This window comes from Brevibacterium sp. LS14 (assembly GCF_012027885.1).
Classification (GTDB): domain Bacteria; phylum Actinomycetota; class Actinomycetes; order Actinomycetales; family Brevibacteriaceae; genus Brevibacterium; species Brevibacterium casei.
In genome coordinates, this window is sequence record NZ_SJXG01000052.1 from 1 (window position 1) to 18,103 (window position 18,103).

Here is an 18,103-nt window from a genome sequence, read left to right on the forward strand (position 1 = left end):
AACACTCCCGGTCGGCGGGGGTCTGATCGGTGGAGTGTGCAGATGGCGCGGGTGGGGTTGTCGTTCAGCGACAGGTCGGAGATCTCGGCGGCCTCGAAAGCGGGCTGGTCGGTGCGGAGGATCGCCCGTCACCTGGGGCGTTGCCCGTCGGTGATCTCGCGGGAGCTTCACCGGAACTCGACGAAGACCCGCGGCTACCAGGCCGTGACCGCAGACGTCAGAGCGCAGCGTCGGCGAGCTCGCCCGCAGCAGCGGAAGGTCGCGGGGGATCCGGTGCTGCAGGCGAGGGTGGACGCCGACCTGGCCGCGTCCTGGACGCCGAACGAGATAGCGGGCCGGTTGCGTCTGGAGGCGACAGACCCGACCGTTGAACGCATGGCGAACTCTCCTGACGCACGCGGCCGAACCGTCTCCGGTGAGGCTATCTACCAGTACATCTACGCAATCCCGAAGGGTGAGCTCGCCCGCAAGGGCATCTTCCTGCAGTCCAAGCGGACCAAGCGCCGACCACGTACGACCGGGCGGACGCGCGGTGGCCCAATCGTAGGTATGGTCCCGATCGCGGAGCGAGGTGAGGACGCCGCCCAGCGTCGGGTGCCGGGGCACTGGGAGGGTGACCTGATCATCGGGAAGAACGGCACCTCGTGCGCGGCGACGCTGGTGGAGCGGATGAGCGGGTTCACCGGGCTGCTGGCCCTGCCCTCGAAACACGCCGAGCCAACCGCTGACGCGGTCATCGAGTTTTTCAACGACCTGCCCGAGATGATGAAGGCATCGTTGGCGTGGGACCAGGGCAGCGAGATGGCCCAGCACGCGAAGGTCTCCCTGGCCACGGCGATGCCGGTCTACTTCGCCGATCCCCACTCGCCCTGGCAGAGGCCCAGCAACGAGAACACGAACCGGCTCTACCGGGAGTATCTGCCCAAGGGCACGGTGATCCCCGATCACCAGCCCTACCTCACCACCATCGCCGAGGAGATCAACAATCGACCCCGCCGCCGACTGGGCTATCTCACGCCCACCGAGGCATTCGCTCGACTGCTCGCCGGCGAGCCCCATGTTGCTTCGACGCCTTGACATCGCCGAGGCCTTTGGTGACACGTTAGTTGGCGCCGTTTGACTTATCGCTGAGCTCGAAGGGGCTGCCTCGGTAAACGTTCGACGTGAGGACGCCGACTAGAATGAACGGCTGCACGCCGAATGCCGCGATCGCAGCTACCTGACCGGATGCCGTCAATTCCATGTTCCCTATACCTAGCATGAAAACGAGAATCACAGTCAGCAAAAAGCTGATGACGACGAGAAAACAGACTCCCACAAAGAGAATCTTCTGCTGACCGTTGCGCTGCTTGACTCCTTGTGCAATTTCGCCGGCAAGGTCCGACACATTTTCCGAGCGATTGACATTGGTCTTTAGTTCTTCCGCCGGGGCGTCCCCGAGAGAGTCGTCGCTCGCCTTGTTCACCTCGGGTGCTTCCTCAGGCGCTGCAGACGCTTCGAAACAGCGTCAACGGAAACGTCGAAGAACTCAGCCATCTCTGCAAGTGTGTAACCACTTTCTTTGAGCTCGAGGATCTTCGCCTCAGGCATCAGCAAAGCTCCGGCAAACTCGTCTGCGAAGAACTCATGCAGATCGTAGTCGGTGCTCCGCTTCAGTTCTTCGAACGAATAGTCGTCGTCGTCGGCAAGTTCGCGACGCTCAACTATGTGCCCAATTTCGTGCGCCCACGTGAACCGGTTCCGGCGCTTGACGTGTCGGGAGTTGAGTACGATCTTTGCTGGCTTCCCAGCTTCCTTCGAGACAACGCCAGACAGATCGTCGCCCAAGTCTGCTTCGTAAGCCTGCGCCCCCACCTCTGAGTTGAAGGGCTTCATGCGGACCGGATAGTTGCCACTCCACACCGTGTCAAGGAGTCGCTTGGCTTCTCTCCTTGCGGCCTGGTAAACAAGTTCAGCCATCGCCGTCCCCCTCTCTCCTGTAGGTTTCTCAAAGAGCGCCTTGGTCAAAGAGACTATTCCACGCGTCACTGACACGAATCTCTGTATCACCATACGTCACCTCGAACCTGTCGGTGTAGCGCCGCGCTGGAAGGCATCAAAGGTGGCCCCGCCGCTCGGTGTGAGCGACGGGGCGTAGGTCAGTGCCTCGGTTCGTAATGTCAAGCCCCGGGTTTCGTAGAGGTTCCTTTTCTTGGTTTCCTTGCAGCTGCGGGTGTTGTCGCGGACAGGTTGCTCCATTCCGAATGGACCTCGAGCGGCGGGCGGTACCCGATCGCTGAGTGCAGCCTGGACTGGTTGTACCAGGCCACCCACGCAGGCGTCTTCGCCAACACCTCGATCAACCCCGACCACACCTTACGGTCGATCAACTCAGCCTTCTACACCGAGTTCAGTGCCTCAGCCATCGCATTATCGAACGAATCCCCACGCGATCCCACAGACGCGACGATCTCTGACTCCGCGAGGGCCTCACCATAGCGAATCGACCGGAATTGAACCCCGCGATCGCTGTGATGCACCAGCCCGGACACGTCTTCACCAACCCGATACTTCGCCGCCAACGCCATCGTCAAAGCGTCTCTGGCCAGAGACTCCCGCATATGGTTCGTCACCTGCCAGCCCACGATCTCCCGATGGAACACATCAAGAATGAACGTCGTGTACACCCACCCAGCCTGAGTCGGGACGTACGTGATGTCGGCGACCCAGACGCGGTTCGGGCCCGGTGCTGTGAACTCACGCTCAACGAGATCGTCCGGACACTCCTCAGCCCGGGCCGAGACCGTCTTCGGACGCTTGCGCTTCCTCCGGACCCCGTCGATGCCCAACCGACGCATCAACCGCTCCACCGTACAGCGGGCCACCGCACCGAAACGGTCGGCGTAGCCGCGGTTGATCGCCTTCCACATCTTCCGCACCCCGTAACAGGAATAGTTCGCCTCATAGACGTCTCTGATGACGACCATGAGCTCCCGATCTCTGATCGCACGTGCCGAGGGTGGGCGCTTCTTGTACGCGTAATACGAGCTCACAGCAATCCGTGCAGCAGTCCCTTTCAGGGCGCGCACGATCGGCTCGACTCCGAACTCGTGACGATTGTCGTCGATAAAATCAACGACTACTTCGATGGGCGGCCTGGCTCCGCCGCGAAGAAAGCCGACGCTCTCTTCAGGATCTCGTTGGCTCGTTTCGCTTCGGCCAGCTCAGCCCGCAGCCGGCGGTTCTCCGCTTCCAGGTCGACTGACTCAGTCGGCGTGGATTTGCCGGATTCCTTGTGCTTGCGCACCCAAACCCGCAGGGTCACTTTGCTCAGGCCGAGTTCCTTCGCGACGCGGGTGATGGCTCCGTTCGCAGTTTCGGGATCGGCTTGGGCATGGATGACGAGCTCGACGGCACGAGCCTTGAGTTCGTCGGTGTATTTCACTGGCAAGAGAGAAACTCCTTCTTCCAATCTCCCTGCCTCGTTTATCCCCGGGGCATGACAGAGTCCCCGACTCGGGTGCAATCTTCCCCACATCAGTCGGCACCTGGCTAGACAAGAACAACTACGCTGCGCGTTTTCGGCAGGTTCGCGAGATGGCCGACGGTGTGGATCTGTCATGGGTGACATCGCACACCATCCGAAAGACTGTCGCTACGCAGGTCTACCGCTCGTCGGACCTCAAGGGGGCCTCACAGCAGCTTGGGCACTCCGAGGTGGGCGTGACCAGCAAGCACTACATAGAGCACGAGAATCGCGGTCCTGCCGATGTTGTCGGGGTTCTCGACGCGTTCATCGCCCGGACACAAAGCGTGGCGTAATCGTGTCATTCGGATATGACGAAGGCCGGATACCTGAGTATCCGGCCTGGTCACCGAGCCGCCTGCGGGAATCGAACCCGCGACCTATTCATTACGAGTGAATCGCTCTGCCGACTGAGCTAAGGCGGCAACCGCACCAACTCTAGCCAATGTCCGTGCCCAGGGTCAAAACGGCGAAGCCCAGTCAGCGACGTCCCCGCGGGGACGTGTTCACCTCGACGGGAAGCCCTCTGATCAGCGCATTCATCCAGGGAAATCCCGCCGTGCTCGGAAGCCGGACGGATCAGCCGCCCAGCGCCCGACTCCCATGCGACACGGATCACAGGCCGCTGACCAGCTAACCTTGGGAGGACGATCTGAAAGCAGAAGAGAGGCACAGTCCGTGAGAGAGTTCGATTCCACAGAGTTCATGAGCGACTTCCAAGCGCTCATCGAATGCGAATCGTTCTCCCACGACCCCGAGGCGCTCGCCCGCAGCGCCCGCCTCATCTCCCGCATCGGCACAGGACTCCTCGGTGCGGCGCCGCACGTCATCGAGACGGACTCACGCCCGCACCTGCTCTGGCGCTTCGGCGACGGCCCTCGCGAGGTCGTCCTCATCGGCCACCACGACACCGTCTGGCCGACCGGCACCCTCAAGACCTTCCCCTACTCCGCCGTCGACGGCGTCGTCCGCGGCCCCGGCGCCGACGACATGAAGGGCGGGGTCCTCATCGCCCTCTACGCCATGGCACGAATGCGGGCCGAACGCGGCAGCCTCGACGGGGTGAGCATCCTCATCACCGCCGACGAGGAACTCGGCTCCCCCGGTTCGCGCGAGATCATCGAGAACGAGGCCCGCGGAGCGAAAGCGGCCCTCGTCTTCGAAAGCGGAGCCCCCGACGGCTCGGTGAAGATCGCCCGCAAGGGGGTGGCCATCTACTCCCTCGAGGTCGAAGGCCTGGCCGCCCACGCCGGAGTCGAACCCGAGAAGGGCATCAACGCCACCGTCGAGATCGCCAACCAAGTCGTGCGGATCGCGGCCCTCCACGCCCCGGCCGTCGGTACCTCCGTCGTCCCCACGGTCATGCACAGCGGATCGACGACGAACACCGTCCCCGCCGAGGCGGTCGTCGGCATCGACTCACGTGCCGCGACCGTGTCCGAACAGGAGCGCATCGACGCCGAACTGCGGTCCCTCACCCCGTCCGTCGCCGGAGCGAAGCTCAACCTGCGCGGCGGCATCAACCGCGCACCGCTCGAGGAGGAGATGGCCATGGCCCTCTATGCCCGAGCGCAGCGCCTCGCTTCGACCCTGGGCCACCCGCCGCTGCGCTCGGTCGCCGTCGGCGGCGGCTCGGACGGCAACTTCACCGCCGGAGTCGGCACGCCCACGCTCGACGGGCTCGGCACCGTCGGCGGCGGTTCGCATGCTCGCACCGAGCACGCCCTGCAGTTGTGGATCCCGCGCCGGGTCGAACTCACCGCCGCCCTCGTCGGCGAAATCCTCGACGAAGCCTGAGCAGCCCCACGCTGTGCAGGACTGATCCGAGGTCGGTCAGGCTGCGCCGTCCCGGTCCGCGGCCAGCCACGGATTCGAGAGCAGGACGAACGCGGATTCGACGATGAGCACCGGTGACATCGTCGTCTGCAGGCGTCGCCTCGCCTCGGCGATGGCGTCGATGCGCAGCAGCGTCGTATCGGCGGTGTCCCTGTTGCCCTGCTCGGCGATGAGCTCGTCCTCACCGGCGTTGATCCACCCGTCGCGGATCCCCAGCTGGTACATGAGGATGTCCCGGTAGAGACTCATGAGCTCGAGGAAGATCCGATCGAGCTCATCGTTGCGCGCCCGCACCGACCGCCGCTTCTGCTCCTCCTCGAGCCTGCGGATCTGCGCCCTGGCCGACGGGGGCACGGTCTTCTCCCCCGCGATGCCGAGGGTCTCCATGAGATCGCTGCGCTCCTTCGCGTTGCGCTCCTCCACCCGGGCCTTCGCCGTCTCCGCCGCCTCGTCGACGATGCGACCGGCCAACCGGATCGTCGCCCCCACCGAGGTGAGCTTGCCGGGGATGTCGAGGATCTTCCGCCGTTCGTCCGCAGCGGTCTCGCTCAGCGCCATGTGCTTGGCCCGCCCGATGTGGTTCTGGGCGACCGCGGCCGCCCAGCGCGCCCGCTCGGGGGCGACGTGGTCGCGTTCGATGAGCAGCGTCGAGACGGCCTCGCGCGAGGGGATGCGCAGCCGCACCGGACGGCACCGGGACCGGATCGTCGTGAGCACGTCGATCGGGCTCGGCGCGCAGAGCAGCCAGACCGTGGCAGGCGGCGGTTCCTCGATGGCCTTGAGCAGGACGTTGGCGGTGCGTTCGGTCATCCGGTCCGCGTCCTCGATGATGACGACGCGCCACGGCGCATTCACCGGCGCCGACTGTGCAGTGCCGACGAGATCGCGGACCTCGTCGATGGCGATGACGGACTTCTGCGTCGACATGATCGTCAGCGACTCGTGGTGACCTTTGAGCACACGATCGGTCACCTCGTTGGGAGCCTCTCCCCCGGAGATGAGCGCGGCGGCGAACGCGCGCGCGGCGTTCGAGCGCCCCGACCCGGGAGGACCGGTGAAGAGCCACGCGTGCGTCATCGCCCCCGGAGAGTGGAGGGCGTACTCGAGCTGGCGGACGACATCGTCCTGGCCGACGAGTTCGTCGAAGACGCTCACCGGCTTCCCTCCGGCCCGTTACCGCGGGAGCGGTTGCGCTCACGCTGTCGACGCACCCGCTCACGCGCCTGGCGTTCGATCTCGGCCTGCGCCTGGAGGCGCTCCCGGCTCGTCTGCCGGGCGCTGCGCGCAGGCAGGACGGTCGTCTCCGCCTCGTCGGCGGCGTCGGCCGACCGGTCCTGTCCCCGGGCCTCCGAGGTGTCGATGACGTTCGTCGGCGCCTCATCGGGGTCATCCTCGTCGGTGAGCGGTGCCCTCGGGGTGAATCGCTGCGCCGGCAGCACAGTCGTCGCCGCTTCCCCGGGATCGCCCGGCTTGTCAGCGGACCGCTTCGGCTCATCGCTGTCCCCGCGCTCGGCGGCTTCGCGCTCGGTCGCCCGGGCATCGGTCGTCGAGGTGACGTTCCGACCAGCAGCAGGCTTCTCGCGTTCGATGACGACGATCTCGTCGTCCTCGCCGTCAGCCTCGTCGTTCCTGCCTGCGGCGGAGTCGACGTCCGCCTCGTCAGGACGGTCGTCCCTGAGGTCGGCGCCGAGGTCGACGCGATCGGTCGCGACGCCGTCCGCCTCGGCATCGGGACGCGCCGTCGGCACGACGCGCTCGTCGGAGACGGGGATGAAGCGCGACCGCTCGTCGGCCTCGTCGTCTCCCGCTGACTCGCTCTCGTTCGACCGGTGATCCACCCCTGGGCTCGGCGGATCGGGCGCGCCGGTGGACGGCGCATCGGGATCGTCCGCGGCCGCCGCGGCGGAGGCCTCGGGAGCACCGACGGTTCCGGGCGCGCCGGGGGTTCCGAGGACGATGGTCTCCGATTCCTCGGCGACGCCGGTGACCGGCTTCTTCGAGGACTCATCGACAGCCTCGGCGGCACCGGCCGCGCCACCCGACCCCGCGGTCAGGGTATGGGGCAGGCGCGCATGGACGGCCTCGAGGATCTGCCCGGTGAGCTCGTCGGCGGTCACGGAGGCATCGAGGACGACGTAGCGCTCAGGGTCCTTCTGCGCGCGCGAGAGGTAGGTCTGGCGCACACGCTGGTGGAACTGCTGGCTCTCCTCGTCGAGGTAGTTGGCGCCTCCGCGCGCGCTCATCCGTTCGGCGGCGACCTCGGGGTCGATGTCGAGGACGATCGTCAGGTGCGGGATGAGCCCTTCGGTCGCCCAGCGGCTGAGTGCGAGGATCGTCGTCGGATCGAACTCCCGGCCCGCTGCCTGGTAGGCGACGGTCGAGTCGATGTAGCGGTCGGTGATGACGATGCTGCCCGCCTCGAGGCCGGGATCGACGAGGGAGGCGACGTGATGGGCGCGGTCGGCTGCGAAGAGGAGCGCCTCGGTGCGCGGGCTCGGCGGATCGGAGTCGAAGAGCACCGACCGGATCTGTCGGCCCAGCTCGGTCCCTCCGGGCTCCCGGGTCGATTCGACGCTGTAGCCCTCATCGGCCAGCGCCCGGGAGATCCGTGCGATCTGCGTGCTCTTGCCCGATCCGTCGCCGCCTTCGATGGCGATGAAGAAGCCGGGGCCGAACCGGTCGGCCAGAGCCCCGACGCCGTCTCTGCTCGCGTCGTCGGTGTGGGCGTGCGGGCGGAAGCCGTGGACGATGTCGACCGAGAGGCCCTGCAGGCCGTGCGGGTCGAAGACGAAGAGGCCGACGATGCCGGCGACGACCGCTGCGAGGCCGATGAGGACGAAGGCGACGTCGGCAGGAGGCAGCGACCACATGGGGGCGGCGCCGATCGGATCGACGGTGACGTTGACGGCGTTGATGAGCAGCGCGATGAGACCGCCGGCAACAGCGCCGATGCGACGGGAGAAGTCGTAGACCTGTGAGCGCACACCGATGCCGACGAGGAACGCGACTGCTCCGGTGAGCACCACCTTGCCCGAGAGCTCGTCGATCGCGCCGGTCGCGATGAGGAGGATTCCGGAGACAGCGAGCGCGAAGGCCGAGACGCGGGGCCGGGACATGCCCGGGGCGAAGGTCGGGCCCATCTCGAACCCGATGGCCCAGCCGAGGAGGGCCACGACGAGGATGAGCGCATATCCTGCCTGGCCGAAGCCGTGCTCGACGGCGGTCGGCTGCGCGAGGATGAATGCCGCTCCGAGCACCGCGAAGAGCGCGGTCGGCACCCACGGCCGCTCGATGGTCGCCGGCGGCCGGGCGACCTTCGCCTTCGCGATCGGGAAGGCTCCGGTCGTCGCCGATTCCGCGTGGAGGGCGCGTTCGGGGGTGAGGTAGATCATCACGGCGCCGATGGCCATGGCGACGCCGACGGCGAGGCTCATCCAGCCCAGAGCCTGGGTGCCGGCGGCGGGGCCGCCCATGATCTGGAAGGAGCACGCGAGGAAGAGGAGAACCGTCGCGGGCACGCCCACACGACGCCACGGCTTCTCGTTGGTGAAGGGGGTCAGGCTCATGAGCAGCCCGATGACGGCACCGAGGATGAGGGCGCAGACCCAGGTCAGCCACGCGCTGGGGGCGAGGCTGAGGACGATGAGCAGGCCCGCCTCGGCGATGGTGGCGATGCTCAGCGCGAGCTTGCGCACCCCGGGACCGCGGCGGGCGAACACGGTGGCGGGGATGAAGAGGCCCGCCCCGGCGAGGACGAAGACGATGAGGAGGGAGAGGCTGCCGGCGAGGTTGTCGAACTCCCCGGCCACGAGCGTCTCCCCGATCATCGTGAACGCGCGACCGCCGACCGTCGTGAGATAGCCGTTGGTGCCGGCTACGACGTAGCTGATCGCGGCGAGGACGATGAGAGCGCCCCAGACCGCGGTTTCGGTGACCAACCGGCCGGGTGCGCCGGGAAGCCGATGTCCTGTAGTCGTCAACATGCTCACGCCTCTACCCTATCGGCAGCGTCTGACATCTCTCTTGGAAGGTCAGTGCCGGTCGGGGCCCTGCCGCGTCCCGACTGGCGCAGCGCACGGGGTCGGACGCGGCAGCGGGCATGTGCGTCCTCTACTCTGGTTCCGTGACGAACGAGCGCGCATCCGAGGACCAGGACCGACGAGAGACGATGGACGTCGTCGAGACGAGCGGTCTGAGCCCCGTCGATGAGCTCGCCTTCGCCCGCGTCCTCCTCGACTCGGTCAAGTCCGGGCGCCGAGGTGCGACCCTGCGGATCTACCGGCCGGCCCCGACGCTCGCGTTCGGCGTCCGCGACCGCTTCCTCCCGGGGTTCCCCGCGGCGATCGAGGCCGCCCGCGCCCACGGGTTCACCCCCGCTCTGCGCAGCCTCGGGGGGCGGGCGGCGGCCTACCATCCGGGGTCGATCGTCATCGATCACATCGAACCGAGCGACTCCTTCATCACGGATACGACGACGCGCTTCTCGACCTTCGGCGCCGACTACGCCGAGGTGCTCCGCTCCCTCGGCGTCGACGCCCGGGTCGGAGAGATCCCCGGCGAGTACTGCCCGGGAGAGTACAGCGTCAACGTCGCCGGCCGGATCAAGGCGATCGGCACCGCGCAGCGCGTCGTGGCCGGGGCGTGGCTGTTCTCGTCCTCGGTCGTCGTCACCGATCCCGACCCGATCAGGGCTGTTCTCACCGACGTCGAGGCGGCCCTCGGCGTCGCGTGGGATCCGACCACGGGCGGGTCGATCAGTGAAGTGAGCCCAGGGATCACGGTCGATGCCGTCGCCGAGGCGTTCGCCTCCTACTACGGACGCGACCGTGTGCTCACGCCGAGCTCACCGACCCCCGAGGAGCTCGCCGCCCTGCCCGAGCAGGCCGCCAAGCACGCGCTCTGAGCGCGGGCAGTCCGCGCCCGCCCGATCGCGCGGCCGGCGGCTCCACCCGGGACTGTGCGGGCACCGCACACAGGGCAGGCAGCCGGAGGACCGTCTCCCCTGAAGGTGCTCGCCCCTCAGGGGGTCTTCGGCTTCGCCGTCGTCCGCTTCGCCGCCGTGGTCTTGGCGGCAGTGGACTTCTTCGCAGCCGTGGTCTTCGCGGCGGTCGTCTTCTTCGCCGCCGTCGTCTTGGCGGCCGTGGACTTCTTCGCCGGTGCCTTCTTCGCCGGTGCCTTCTTCTTCGCCGGGCCCTTCGCGCGCTTCTCGGCGAGGAGTTCGGCACCGCGGGCAGGCGTGATCGACTCGACGTCGTCGTCCTTGCGCAGGGTCGCGTTCGTCTCCCCGTCGGTGACGTAGGGACCGAAGCGACCGTCCTTGACGACCATCGGCTTCTTCGTCTCCGGATCCTCCCCGAGCTCCTTGAGCGGCGGCTTGGCCGTGCGGCCGCCGCGCTGCTTGGGCTCGGAGTAGATCTTCAGCGCCTCCTCGAGGGTGATCGTGAAGATCTGCTCCTCATCGGTCAGCGACCGCGAATCGGTGCCCTTCTTCAGGTACGGACCGTACCGGCCGTTCTGCACCGTGATGTCCGTGCCCTCCTCGTCCTGGCCGACGATGCGGGGCAGGCTGAGGAGCTTGAGCGCGGTCTCGAGGTCGATCGTACCGACGTCCATCGACTTGAACAGGGACCCGGTGCGCGGCTTGGGCTTCTTCACACCCCGCTTCGGCTTCTCCTCGGGTTCGGGCAGCACCTCGGTGACGTAGGGGCCGAATCGGCCGTTCTTCGCCACGATCGTGTGCCCGGTCTCCGGGTCGACGCCGAGTTCGCGGTCGCCGTCACCCTGGCTCTCGATGAGCTCCGCAGCCTTCGCGGCGGTGAGCTCGTCGGGGGCGAGATCGTCGGGCAGGGAGACGCGCTTGGGGTCCTCCCCCTCGACCGCCGAGGCGACCTCGAGGTAGGGACCGTACCGACCCACCCGCAGTGCCACCCCATCGGTGATGGGGACCGTGTTGACCTCACGGGCATCGATGTCGCCGAGGTCGTCGACGATCTCCTTGAGCCCTTCCCGGTCGTAGCCCTCGGCTCCGAAGTAGAACCGCGCCAGCCATGCCTTGCGATCCTCTTCGCCCATCGCGATGCGGTCGAGCTCGGATTCGAGGTCGGCGGTGAACTCGTAGTCGACGAGCTCGGTGAAGTGCTCCTCGAGCAGGCGGACGACGGAGAACGCGAGCCAGCTCGGCACGAGCGCGTTGCCGCGCGAGGTGACGTAGCCGCGGTCCTGGATGACGGAGATGATCGAGGCGTACGTCGAGGGACGACCGATGCCGAGCTCCTCGAGCTGCTTGACGAGGCTCGCCTCAGTGAAGCGCGGAGGCGGTGCCGTGGTGTGGCCGTCGGCCTCGACGGAGACGACGGAGAGCTTCTGGCCCTCCTCGACCTGCGGGAGACGGGACTCGCCGGACTTCGTGTCGTACCGGCTCGCGTCCGTGCCCTCCTCGTAGGCGGCGAGGAAGCCGCGGAAGGTGATGACGGTGCCGGAGGCGCTGAAGCCCGCCTCATGGCCGTCGCCGAGGTCGGCGGCGACGCGGATCGTCGCGGTCTTGCCCTTCGCGTCGGCCATCTGGCTGGCGACCGTGCGCTTCCAGATGAGGTCGTAGAGACGGAACTCGTCACCGCTGAGCGACTTCGCGACCTGGGCGGGGGTGCGGAACGAGTCACCGGCAGGCCGGATCGCCTCGTGCGCCTCCTGCGCGGACTTCTGCTTGCTCGAGTACTGCCGGGGCGCCTCGGGAACGAACTCGGGACCGTAGAGTTCGGTGACCTGCCGGCGGGCGGCGGAGATGGCCTGACCGGACAGCGCCGAGGAGTCGGTGCGCATATAGGTGATGTAGCCGTGCTCATAGAGCGACTGGGCGGTGCGCATCGCCTGACGCGCGCTCATCCGCAGCTTGCGGCCGGCCTCCTGCTGCATCGTCGAGGTCGTGAAGGGCGCCGCCGGGCGCCTCGAGTACGGCTTCGACTCGACGGCGGTGACGGTGAGCGCGTCCTTCGCACTGCCCGAGAGCAGACTGGCGAGTTCTTCGGCCTTCGCCTGGTCGACGACGACAGCGGACTTCGTCTTCAGCTGACCCTTGTCGTCGAAGTCGCGGCCGCTGGCGACCCGCGATCCATCGAGGGTGGTGAGGTTCGCGGCGAACGGGTTCGACCCGTCGGGCAGGCCGAGGTCGATGTCGAGGTCCCAGTAGTCCGCGGGCACGAAGGCCATGCGCTCGCGTTCGCGTTCGACGACGAGGCGGGTGGCCACCGACTGCACGCGGCCGGCGGAGAGTCCGGCACGGACCTTGCGCCACAGCACCGGGGAGACCTCGTAGCCGTAGAGGCGGTCGAGGATGCGCCGGGTCTCCTGCGCGTCGACGAGGGCGTCGTCGATCTCGCGGGTGTTCTCCAGCGCCCGGGCGATCGCCTCGGGCGTGATCTCGTGGAAGACCATGCGCTTGACGGGGATCTTCGGCTTGAGCACCTCGAGCAGGTGCCACGCGATGGCCTCACCCTCGCGGTCCTCATCGGTGGCGAGGTAGAGTTCGTCGGCGTCCTTGAGCAGGCGCTTGAGTTCGGTGACCTTCTTCTTCTTGCCCGGGTCGACGCGGTAGTAGGGTTCGAAGCCGTTGTCGACGTCGACCGCGAACTTCCCGTAGGGACCCTTCTTCATGTCGGCCGGGAGCTCCGACGGCGTCGGCAGGTCGCGGATGTGCCCGACCGAGGCCTCGACGTCATAACCGTCGCCGAGGTACCCCACGATCGTGCGCGCCTTCGTCGGGGACTCGACGATGACGAGACGACGGGGCTGCTTCTCGGTTGTGGCCACGTTCACTCATTCCTCTCACGGCGGTGCGATGATCGACAGTATGGACGATCCGGCCCAATGTAACACTGTTGTCACCCTGCCCTCTCCATCGGGGCGGGCGCACCGGCTCGCGTACGGATCGCCTCCCCCGCCTCGGCGCAGGGGGCCGGGCGAACCCGGTTCAGGGGGTGCCCGGGAGCAGGGCACCCGCCCCGACAAGGCCCCTGACCTGGGCGATGAGCTGGGCTTCGAGGGCTGCCGCGTCGACGTCGAGGAGCTGCGCAAGAGCGGCGGCCGTCTGCCGCAGCGTGAGCGACCCGTCGGCGACGGAGACGAAGCCCGCGAGCGCGGTGTCGAGGTCGAAGACCTGGCCGAAGCCGATCCCCTGCTCGAGCGTGATCGACGTCGGATCCTCCTGTCCCGGCACGTGGTGACGGTGCTCGACGAGGTCGGGTGAGCGGGTGAACGCGGTCGCCGCGATCTCCTCGTCGCTCGCCTGGGCCAGCCACGACCGCAGCTCCTCGACCGTGGTGAGGAACGCCCCGATCCCGTGGGTGTTCGTCGACTGCGCCGAGGTGATCCTGACCTTCTCGCGGGGCGCGGGCACCGCTGCCGCCTCGGTGGAGGGCAGGTCGTCCGGCGAAAGAGTTGGGGAATCGTTATCTGTCCGGTGCATGAGGACGTACCCGAAGGCGATCCCGGTGACCTGCCGGGAGGCGAAGTCGTCCAGCCACGCAGCCGTCGCCGCGTTCCACTCCTCACTCGCCCGCTGGATGCCGCCGTCGCGGATCCACGTCTCGGCGTAGGCGACCGGATCGAGGACTTCGCGTTCGATGACGAGCACCGAGGTGGACGGGTCGACCACCCACGTCTCGGGTCCGTCCGACGAATCTGCGGTGACCTCCCAGTTGCCCAGGCACAGCGCGCGGCCGCCGGCGGTCAGCACGGAAGGGACCTCGGCGAAGAGCCCGCGCACGAGGCGGTCCCCGCTCATGCCCCCGTCCCGGTACTCGAAGTCGGGGACGACCGCCTCGGCGGCGGTGCGCGGGGTGATGACGAACGGCGGATTCGACACGAGCAGGTCGACGTCCTCGGTCAGCGGTTCGAGCAGCGACCCCTGGCGCAGGTCGATGTTCGTCGCCCCGGCCAGCGCGGCCCCGAGCGCGGTGAGGTGCAGCGCCCGGGCGGAGATGTCGGTGGCGATGACCCGCTCGGCGTGACGGGCCAGCAGGAGCGCCTGGACACCGCAGCCGGTGCCGATGTCGGCTGCGGTGGTCACCGGTTCGCGCGGGGTGAGGGCCACGAGCGTGCGACCGGCCCCGCCGAGGCCGAGGACGAAGTCGCCGGGAAGGACCTCGGGCGAGGTGAGCGTGCCGTGGTCGGCGACGAGGTAGAGGTTCTCATCGCCGCGGCGCAGGCCCCGGGGCACGCCGACGGGGATCTCGTACGGGGTGAGCGCGTACGGGGCGAAGGCGCGCAGGTTGGTCCCGTCGGGGCGGACCTCCTCGACGAGGCCGAGATCGCGGGCCGCGCAGTACGCCTCGAGACCGAGGGCTGCGGCGAGGACGATCGCGGGAACCTGCTCGCGCAGCCAGAAGACCAGGGTGATCGCGGCCAGCCGTTCGTCACCGGACAGGGGCGGGAGAGCATCGGCCCCGGCCTCGCCTGCCGATTCGGCGGGTGATTCGCCTGCCGATTCGGCGGGTGATTCGCCTGCCGATTCGGCGGGTGCGAGGCGGGCGGCACCGCTGCCGATCACCTCGACGAGGCTGTCGTCGAGGACGCTGCGGCAGTGGTGGAGGGCCGGGGCGGCGTTGGTGCGGGTCAGCGCGTCGGAGACGGCACCGCCCCAGAACTGCCGCAGGTACGGTTCGGTGTACCCGGCCGCATAGAGGGTGGCGCCGAGGTGTTCGGCTCGGGGCAGCTGGTCGGCGGTGAGGGGGTGCGTCTCTTCGGTCACAGGTGAATCCTAGCCAGCAGGCTCTGGGACATAATTGAGACATGTCCTCTTCCGCTCTCCACGACATCGTGACCGGGTTCGGTGTCAGGGACGATCGGATCGTCCACCTCCGCGAGATTCCACAGCGTGTCGAACACGAGTCGGACTGGCCCGACTGGGTCGATGAGGAGCTGCGGCATGCGGCCGAAGCGATCGGAGTCGACCGTCCGTGGCGCCACCAGGTCGAGGCGGCCCAGGCCGCCCGCGACGGTGAGGACGTCGTCATCGCCACCCCGACCGCCTCCGGGAAGTCACTGGGCTTCTGGCTGCCGGTCCTCGAATCGATCCAGACGACCCGGGACAGTCTGCGCACCGCCTCGGCGATCTACATCGCCCCGACGAAGGCTCTCGCCGCCGACCAGCTGACGAAGCTCGAGCAGCTCATCGTCCGCGGGGTGCGTCCGGCCGCCTACGACGGGGACACCTCGCAGGCGGCGAAGGACTGGGCGAGGCGACACGCGAACATCGTCTTCACCAACCCCGACATGCTCCACCGGGCGATCCTGCCCCAGCACGAGCGCTTCGCGCGCCTGTTCAAGTCCCTGCGCTTCATCGTCGTCGACGAAGCGCACCGGTACCGCGGCGTCTTCGGATCCCACGTCGCCCTCATCCTCCGCCGACTGCTGCGCATCGCCGCGCACTACGGCGCCCACCCCGTCGTCATCGGCGCTTCGGCGACGATGGCCCAGCCCGATGACGCCTTCGCCCGGCTCACCGGCCGCCCCGCCCACCCGGTGACCGAGGACGCCTCCCCACGCGCGGCGGGCAGCTTCGCCCTGTGGGAACCGCCGCTCTCGGCCGCCGGGGACCGGCGCGGGGGCATGGCCGAGGCTGCCGATGTCCTCACCGATGCGATGTGCGCAGGTTTCCGCTCTCTCGCCTTCATCGCCTCCCGCCGCGGCACCGAGACACTCGCGGCGACCGTGCGCGAGCAGGTGGGGCTCGTCGACGAATCACTCACCGGAAAGGTCGCCGCCTATCGGGGCGGGTACCTCGCCGAGGAGCGTCGGGCCCTCGAATCCGCGCTGCGTTCGGGGAGGCTCCTCGCGGTGGCGTCGACGAACGCGCTCGAGCTCGGCATCGACATCTCCGGCCTCGACCTCGTCATCGTCTCCGGGTGGCCGGGCACCCTCGCGTCGCTGTGGCAGCAGGCCGGTCGTGCAGGCCGCGCCGGACAGCGGTGGATGGCGGTCTTCATCGCTCGCGACGACCCGCTCGACACCTACGTCGTCCACCATCCCGAGGTGATCTTCGACGCCCCCGTCGACGCGGGTGTCATCAACCCCGGCAATCCGTACGTCCTCGCCGGCCACCTCTGTGCGGCCGCGGCCGAGGTGCCGCTCACCCGCTCGGACTTCGCCCACTTCCCCGACAATGCCGCCGAGGTGGTCGACGACCTCGTCGAACGCAAGCTCCTGCGGGCCCGACCCTTGGGATGGTTCTGGGCGAAGGACGAACCGGCGACCGATCAGTCGGACATCCGCGGCTCAGGCGGCGGCCAGTTCCGCCTCGTCGAGGCGAGCACAGGCACGCTGCTCGGCACGGTCGACGAGACCGGTGCGCACCGTGGGGCGCACCCCGGAGCCGTGTACACCCACCAGGGCACGGACTTCCTCGTCGAGGACCTCGACCTCGACGAGCACATCGCCCTCGTCGACCGCGCGGAGGTCGACTACACAACGCAGGCGCGTTCGCTCACAGAGATCTCCATCGTCGACACCGCGACTCAGCGCACTCTGCCCTCGGGTGTCGGCGTGGCCAGCGGCACCGTCGACGTCACCGACCAGGTCGTCGCCTATCGGATGCGGGCGAAGCGCGGCGGGACGATCCTCGCCGAACACGAACTCGACCTGCCCGAGCGCACCCTTCGGACCTCAGCCGTGTGGTGGACGATCCCGAAGGCGCTCCTCGAATCCGCGGAGGTGCTGGCGGCCGATCTGCCCGGAGCCGTCCATGCCGCCGAGCATGCCTCGATCGGTCTGCTGCCCCTCTTCGCCGGCTGCGATCGATGGGACATCGGCGGGGTCTCGACAGCTTTGCACGCGGACACGGGCATGGCCACCGTCTTCGTCTACGACGGCCTGGCCGGGGGTGCCGGCTTCGCCGAGCGCGGCAGCGAGGTCATCGAGGAATGGCTCGGTGCCACCCGGGATGCGATCGCCGCCTGCGAGTGCGTCGACGGCTGTCCCTCGTGCGTCCAATCACCGAAGTGCGGCAACGGCAACGAACCGCTCGACAAGGACGCCGCTCTGCGCCTGCTCCGGGCCGTGCTCTAGGTCACTTCCCGGCCACGGCTTTCTCCCTGACCTCGGGAAGCGGCCCGGGGATGTCGACGGCGACCTCGACGTAGGCGCTCTGCTCCGCTGACGAGGCACGACAGTCGCGCATGACCGCCCCGTTGCGCTCACTCACCTCCTTAGCCGCCTCACAGGGGTCCCCAGGCGCCAGGCCGCGGACGGCGTCGGCGGCGGCAAGCGCCGCAAGGTCGGCCGCGGCCTGCGCGGTGCTGTGGGCGACGAACGCCTGGCTGAGTGCCCCGATCGCAGTGACGAGTCCGAGGATGACCCCGCAGAGTCCGATGACGATGTTCGTCATCCCGGATCACTCCCTCCCGGCCGTCCGCCCTCGGTCCGGGCCGTCGCCGCCGCTTCGACCTCGTCGAGGAAGAAGATCGCGTCGGGCAGGCGCACGGTCACCGTCACCGTCGCGTAGCCGCCGTCGGAGCCCACACGCACGGTCGAGGCGCGTCCCGCATGCTTCTTCGCCTCATCGACGACCACAGCGTGAGGTTCGCCCCGGGCGATCTCGCGGGCGGCCGACCGTGCGGCGTCGAACGCACGCAGCTGGGTGAAGCCGATCGCTGCGGCCCCGGCGAGCACGACGACGAGGAGGACGAGAGCGGGGAGGACGACGGCGAACTCCGCGGTCGCCGTCCCCCGGTCCCGGCGCTCCGCGTCGGCGTACTCGCAGACCGTCAT

General features: G+C 68.2%; 14 protein-coding genes and 1 tRNA gene. 4 read left to right on the top strand and 11 right to left on the bottom strand.

The window, feature by feature from the left end; all coding sequences use genetic code 11:
- The coding region (locus EZE58_RS11470; protein ID WP_240941127.1) for an IS30 family transposase at positions 1-1,077 on the top strand (1,077 nt) is incomplete at its 5' end.
- Positions 1,078-1,102: 25 nt separating this feature from the next.
- On the opposite strand, the gene EZE58_RS11475 is transcribed toward EZE58_RS11470, so the two are convergent.
- The 5 genes from EZE58_RS11475 to EZE58_RS11505 all read right to left on the bottom strand — a co-directional run bounded on the left by EZE58_RS11475 (position 1,103) and on the right by EZE58_RS11505 (position 3,930).
- Positions 1,103-1,465, bottom strand: a complete 363-nt coding sequence (locus EZE58_RS11475; protein ID WP_009380856.1) for a hypothetical protein — start codon at positions 1,463-1,465, stop codon at positions 1,103-1,105.
- Positions 1,462-2,007 (bottom strand): ImmA/IrrE family metallo-endopeptidase, encoded by a 546-nt coding sequence (locus tag EZE58_RS11480; protein ID WP_162909129.1) that lies wholly within the window; start codon positions 2,005-2,007, stop codon positions 1,462-1,464. Before EZE58_RS11480 ends, EZE58_RS11475 begins: the two co-directional genes overlap by 4 nt.
- Positions 2,008-2,378: 371 nt before the next feature.
- Entirely contained in the window at positions 2,379-3,068 is a 690-nt protein-coding gene (locus EZE58_RS11490; RefSeq protein WP_240388934.1) for an IS3 family transposase, read from the bottom strand.
- Positions 3,069-3,118: 50 nt separating this feature from the next.
- Positions 3,119-3,424: a transposase gene (locus tag EZE58_RS11495; protein WP_009380850.1), complete on the bottom strand. Its 306-nt coding sequence runs from the start codon at positions 3,422-3,424 to the stop codon at positions 3,119-3,121.
- Between the two features lie 433 nt (positions 3,425-3,857).
- A tRNA-Thr gene (locus EZE58_RS11505) sits at positions 3,858-3,930 on the bottom strand.
- A gap of 280 nt (positions 3,931-4,210) precedes the next feature.
- Here EZE58_RS11505 and EZE58_RS11510 point away from each other — a divergent pair.
- A complete protein-coding gene (locus tag EZE58_RS11510) occupies positions 4,211-5,302 on the top strand; it encodes a M20/M25/M40 family metallo-hydrolase (RefSeq protein ID WP_040342462.1) in 1,092 nt (363 codons plus the stop codon).
- A gap of 36 nt (positions 5,303-5,338) precedes the next feature.
- On the opposite strand, the gene EZE58_RS11515 is transcribed toward EZE58_RS11510, so the two are convergent.
- Both EZE58_RS11515 and tmk read right to left on the bottom strand, forming a co-directional pair.
- Entirely contained in the window at positions 5,339-6,496 is a 1,158-nt protein-coding gene (locus EZE58_RS11515; protein ID WP_009380844.1) for a DNA polymerase III subunit delta', read from the bottom strand.
- A complete protein-coding gene (gene tmk / locus EZE58_RS11520; protein WP_100227541.1) occupies positions 6,493-9,324 on the bottom strand; it encodes a dTMP kinase in 2,832 nt (943 codons plus the stop codon). The genes EZE58_RS11515 and tmk overlap by 4 nt, the downstream gene beginning before the upstream one ends.
- 140 nt (positions 9,325-9,464) lie before the next feature.
- Between tmk and EZE58_RS11525 the strand changes: the two genes are divergently transcribed.
- Entirely contained in the window at positions 9,465-10,244 is a 780-nt protein-coding gene (locus EZE58_RS11525) for a lipoate--protein ligase family protein (protein WP_313451372.1), read from the top strand.
- Between the two features lie 116 nt (positions 10,245-10,360).
- On the opposite strand, the gene topA is transcribed toward EZE58_RS11525, so the two are convergent.
- Both topA and EZE58_RS11535 read right to left on the bottom strand, forming a co-directional pair.
- The gene (gene topA, locus EZE58_RS11530) at positions 10,361-13,147 is read right to left on the bottom strand and encodes a type I DNA topoisomerase (protein WP_167560604.1); all 2,787 of its coding nucleotides are present in this window, start codon (positions 13,145-13,147) and stop codon (positions 10,361-10,363) included.
- A gap of 160 nt (positions 13,148-13,307) precedes the next feature.
- Positions 13,308-15,086: a methyltransferase gene (locus tag EZE58_RS11535; protein ID WP_131248568.1), complete on the bottom strand. Its 1,779-nt coding sequence runs from the start codon at positions 15,084-15,086 to the stop codon at positions 13,308-13,310.
- Positions 15,087-15,127: 41 nt separating this feature from the next.
- Here EZE58_RS11535 and EZE58_RS11540 point away from each other — a divergent pair, with 41 nt between their 5' ends.
- Positions 15,128-17,401 carry a DEAD/DEAH box helicase gene (locus EZE58_RS11540; protein ID WP_131248569.1) on the top strand — a complete coding sequence of 758 codons (2,274 nt, stop codon included), beginning with the start codon at positions 15,128-15,130 and terminating at the stop codon, positions 17,399-17,401.
- Between the two features lies 1 nt (position 17,402).
- Here the strand turns inward: EZE58_RS11540 and EZE58_RS11545 are convergent, their stop codons facing one another.
- Together EZE58_RS11545 and EZE58_RS11550 are read right to left on the bottom strand one after the other, a co-directional pair.
- Entirely contained in the window at positions 17,403-17,720 is a 318-nt protein-coding gene (locus tag EZE58_RS11545) for an Rv3654c family TadE-like protein (RefSeq protein ID WP_131248570.1), read from the bottom strand.
- Complete coding sequence (locus EZE58_RS11550) at positions 17,717-18,103, bottom strand: TadE family type IV pilus minor pilin (RefSeq protein WP_131248571.1); 387 nt, start codon at positions 18,101-18,103, stop codon at positions 17,717-17,719. Before EZE58_RS11550 ends, EZE58_RS11545 begins: the two co-directional genes overlap by 4 nt.

Coding starts and splice junctions, on each gene's coding strand:
- EZE58_RS11510 (WP_040342462.1), top strand. CDS start 4,211: ATGAGCGACTTCCAAGCGCTCATCGAATGCGAATCGTTCTCCCACGAC.
- tmk (WP_100227541.1), bottom strand. CDS start 9,324: ATGTTGACGACTACAGGACATCGGCTTCCCGGCGCACCCGGCCGGTTG.
- EZE58_RS11540 (WP_131248569.1), top strand. CDS start 15,128: ATGTCCTCTTCCGCTCTCCACGACATCGTGACCGGGTTCGGTGTCAGG.
- EZE58_RS11545 (WP_131248570.1), bottom strand. CDS start 17,720: ATGACGAACATCGTCATCGGACTCTGCGGGGTCATCCTCGGACTCGTC.
- EZE58_RS11550 (WP_131248571.1), bottom strand. CDS start 18,103: ATGACGGTCTGCGAGTACGCCGACGCGGAGCGCCGGGACCGGGGGACG.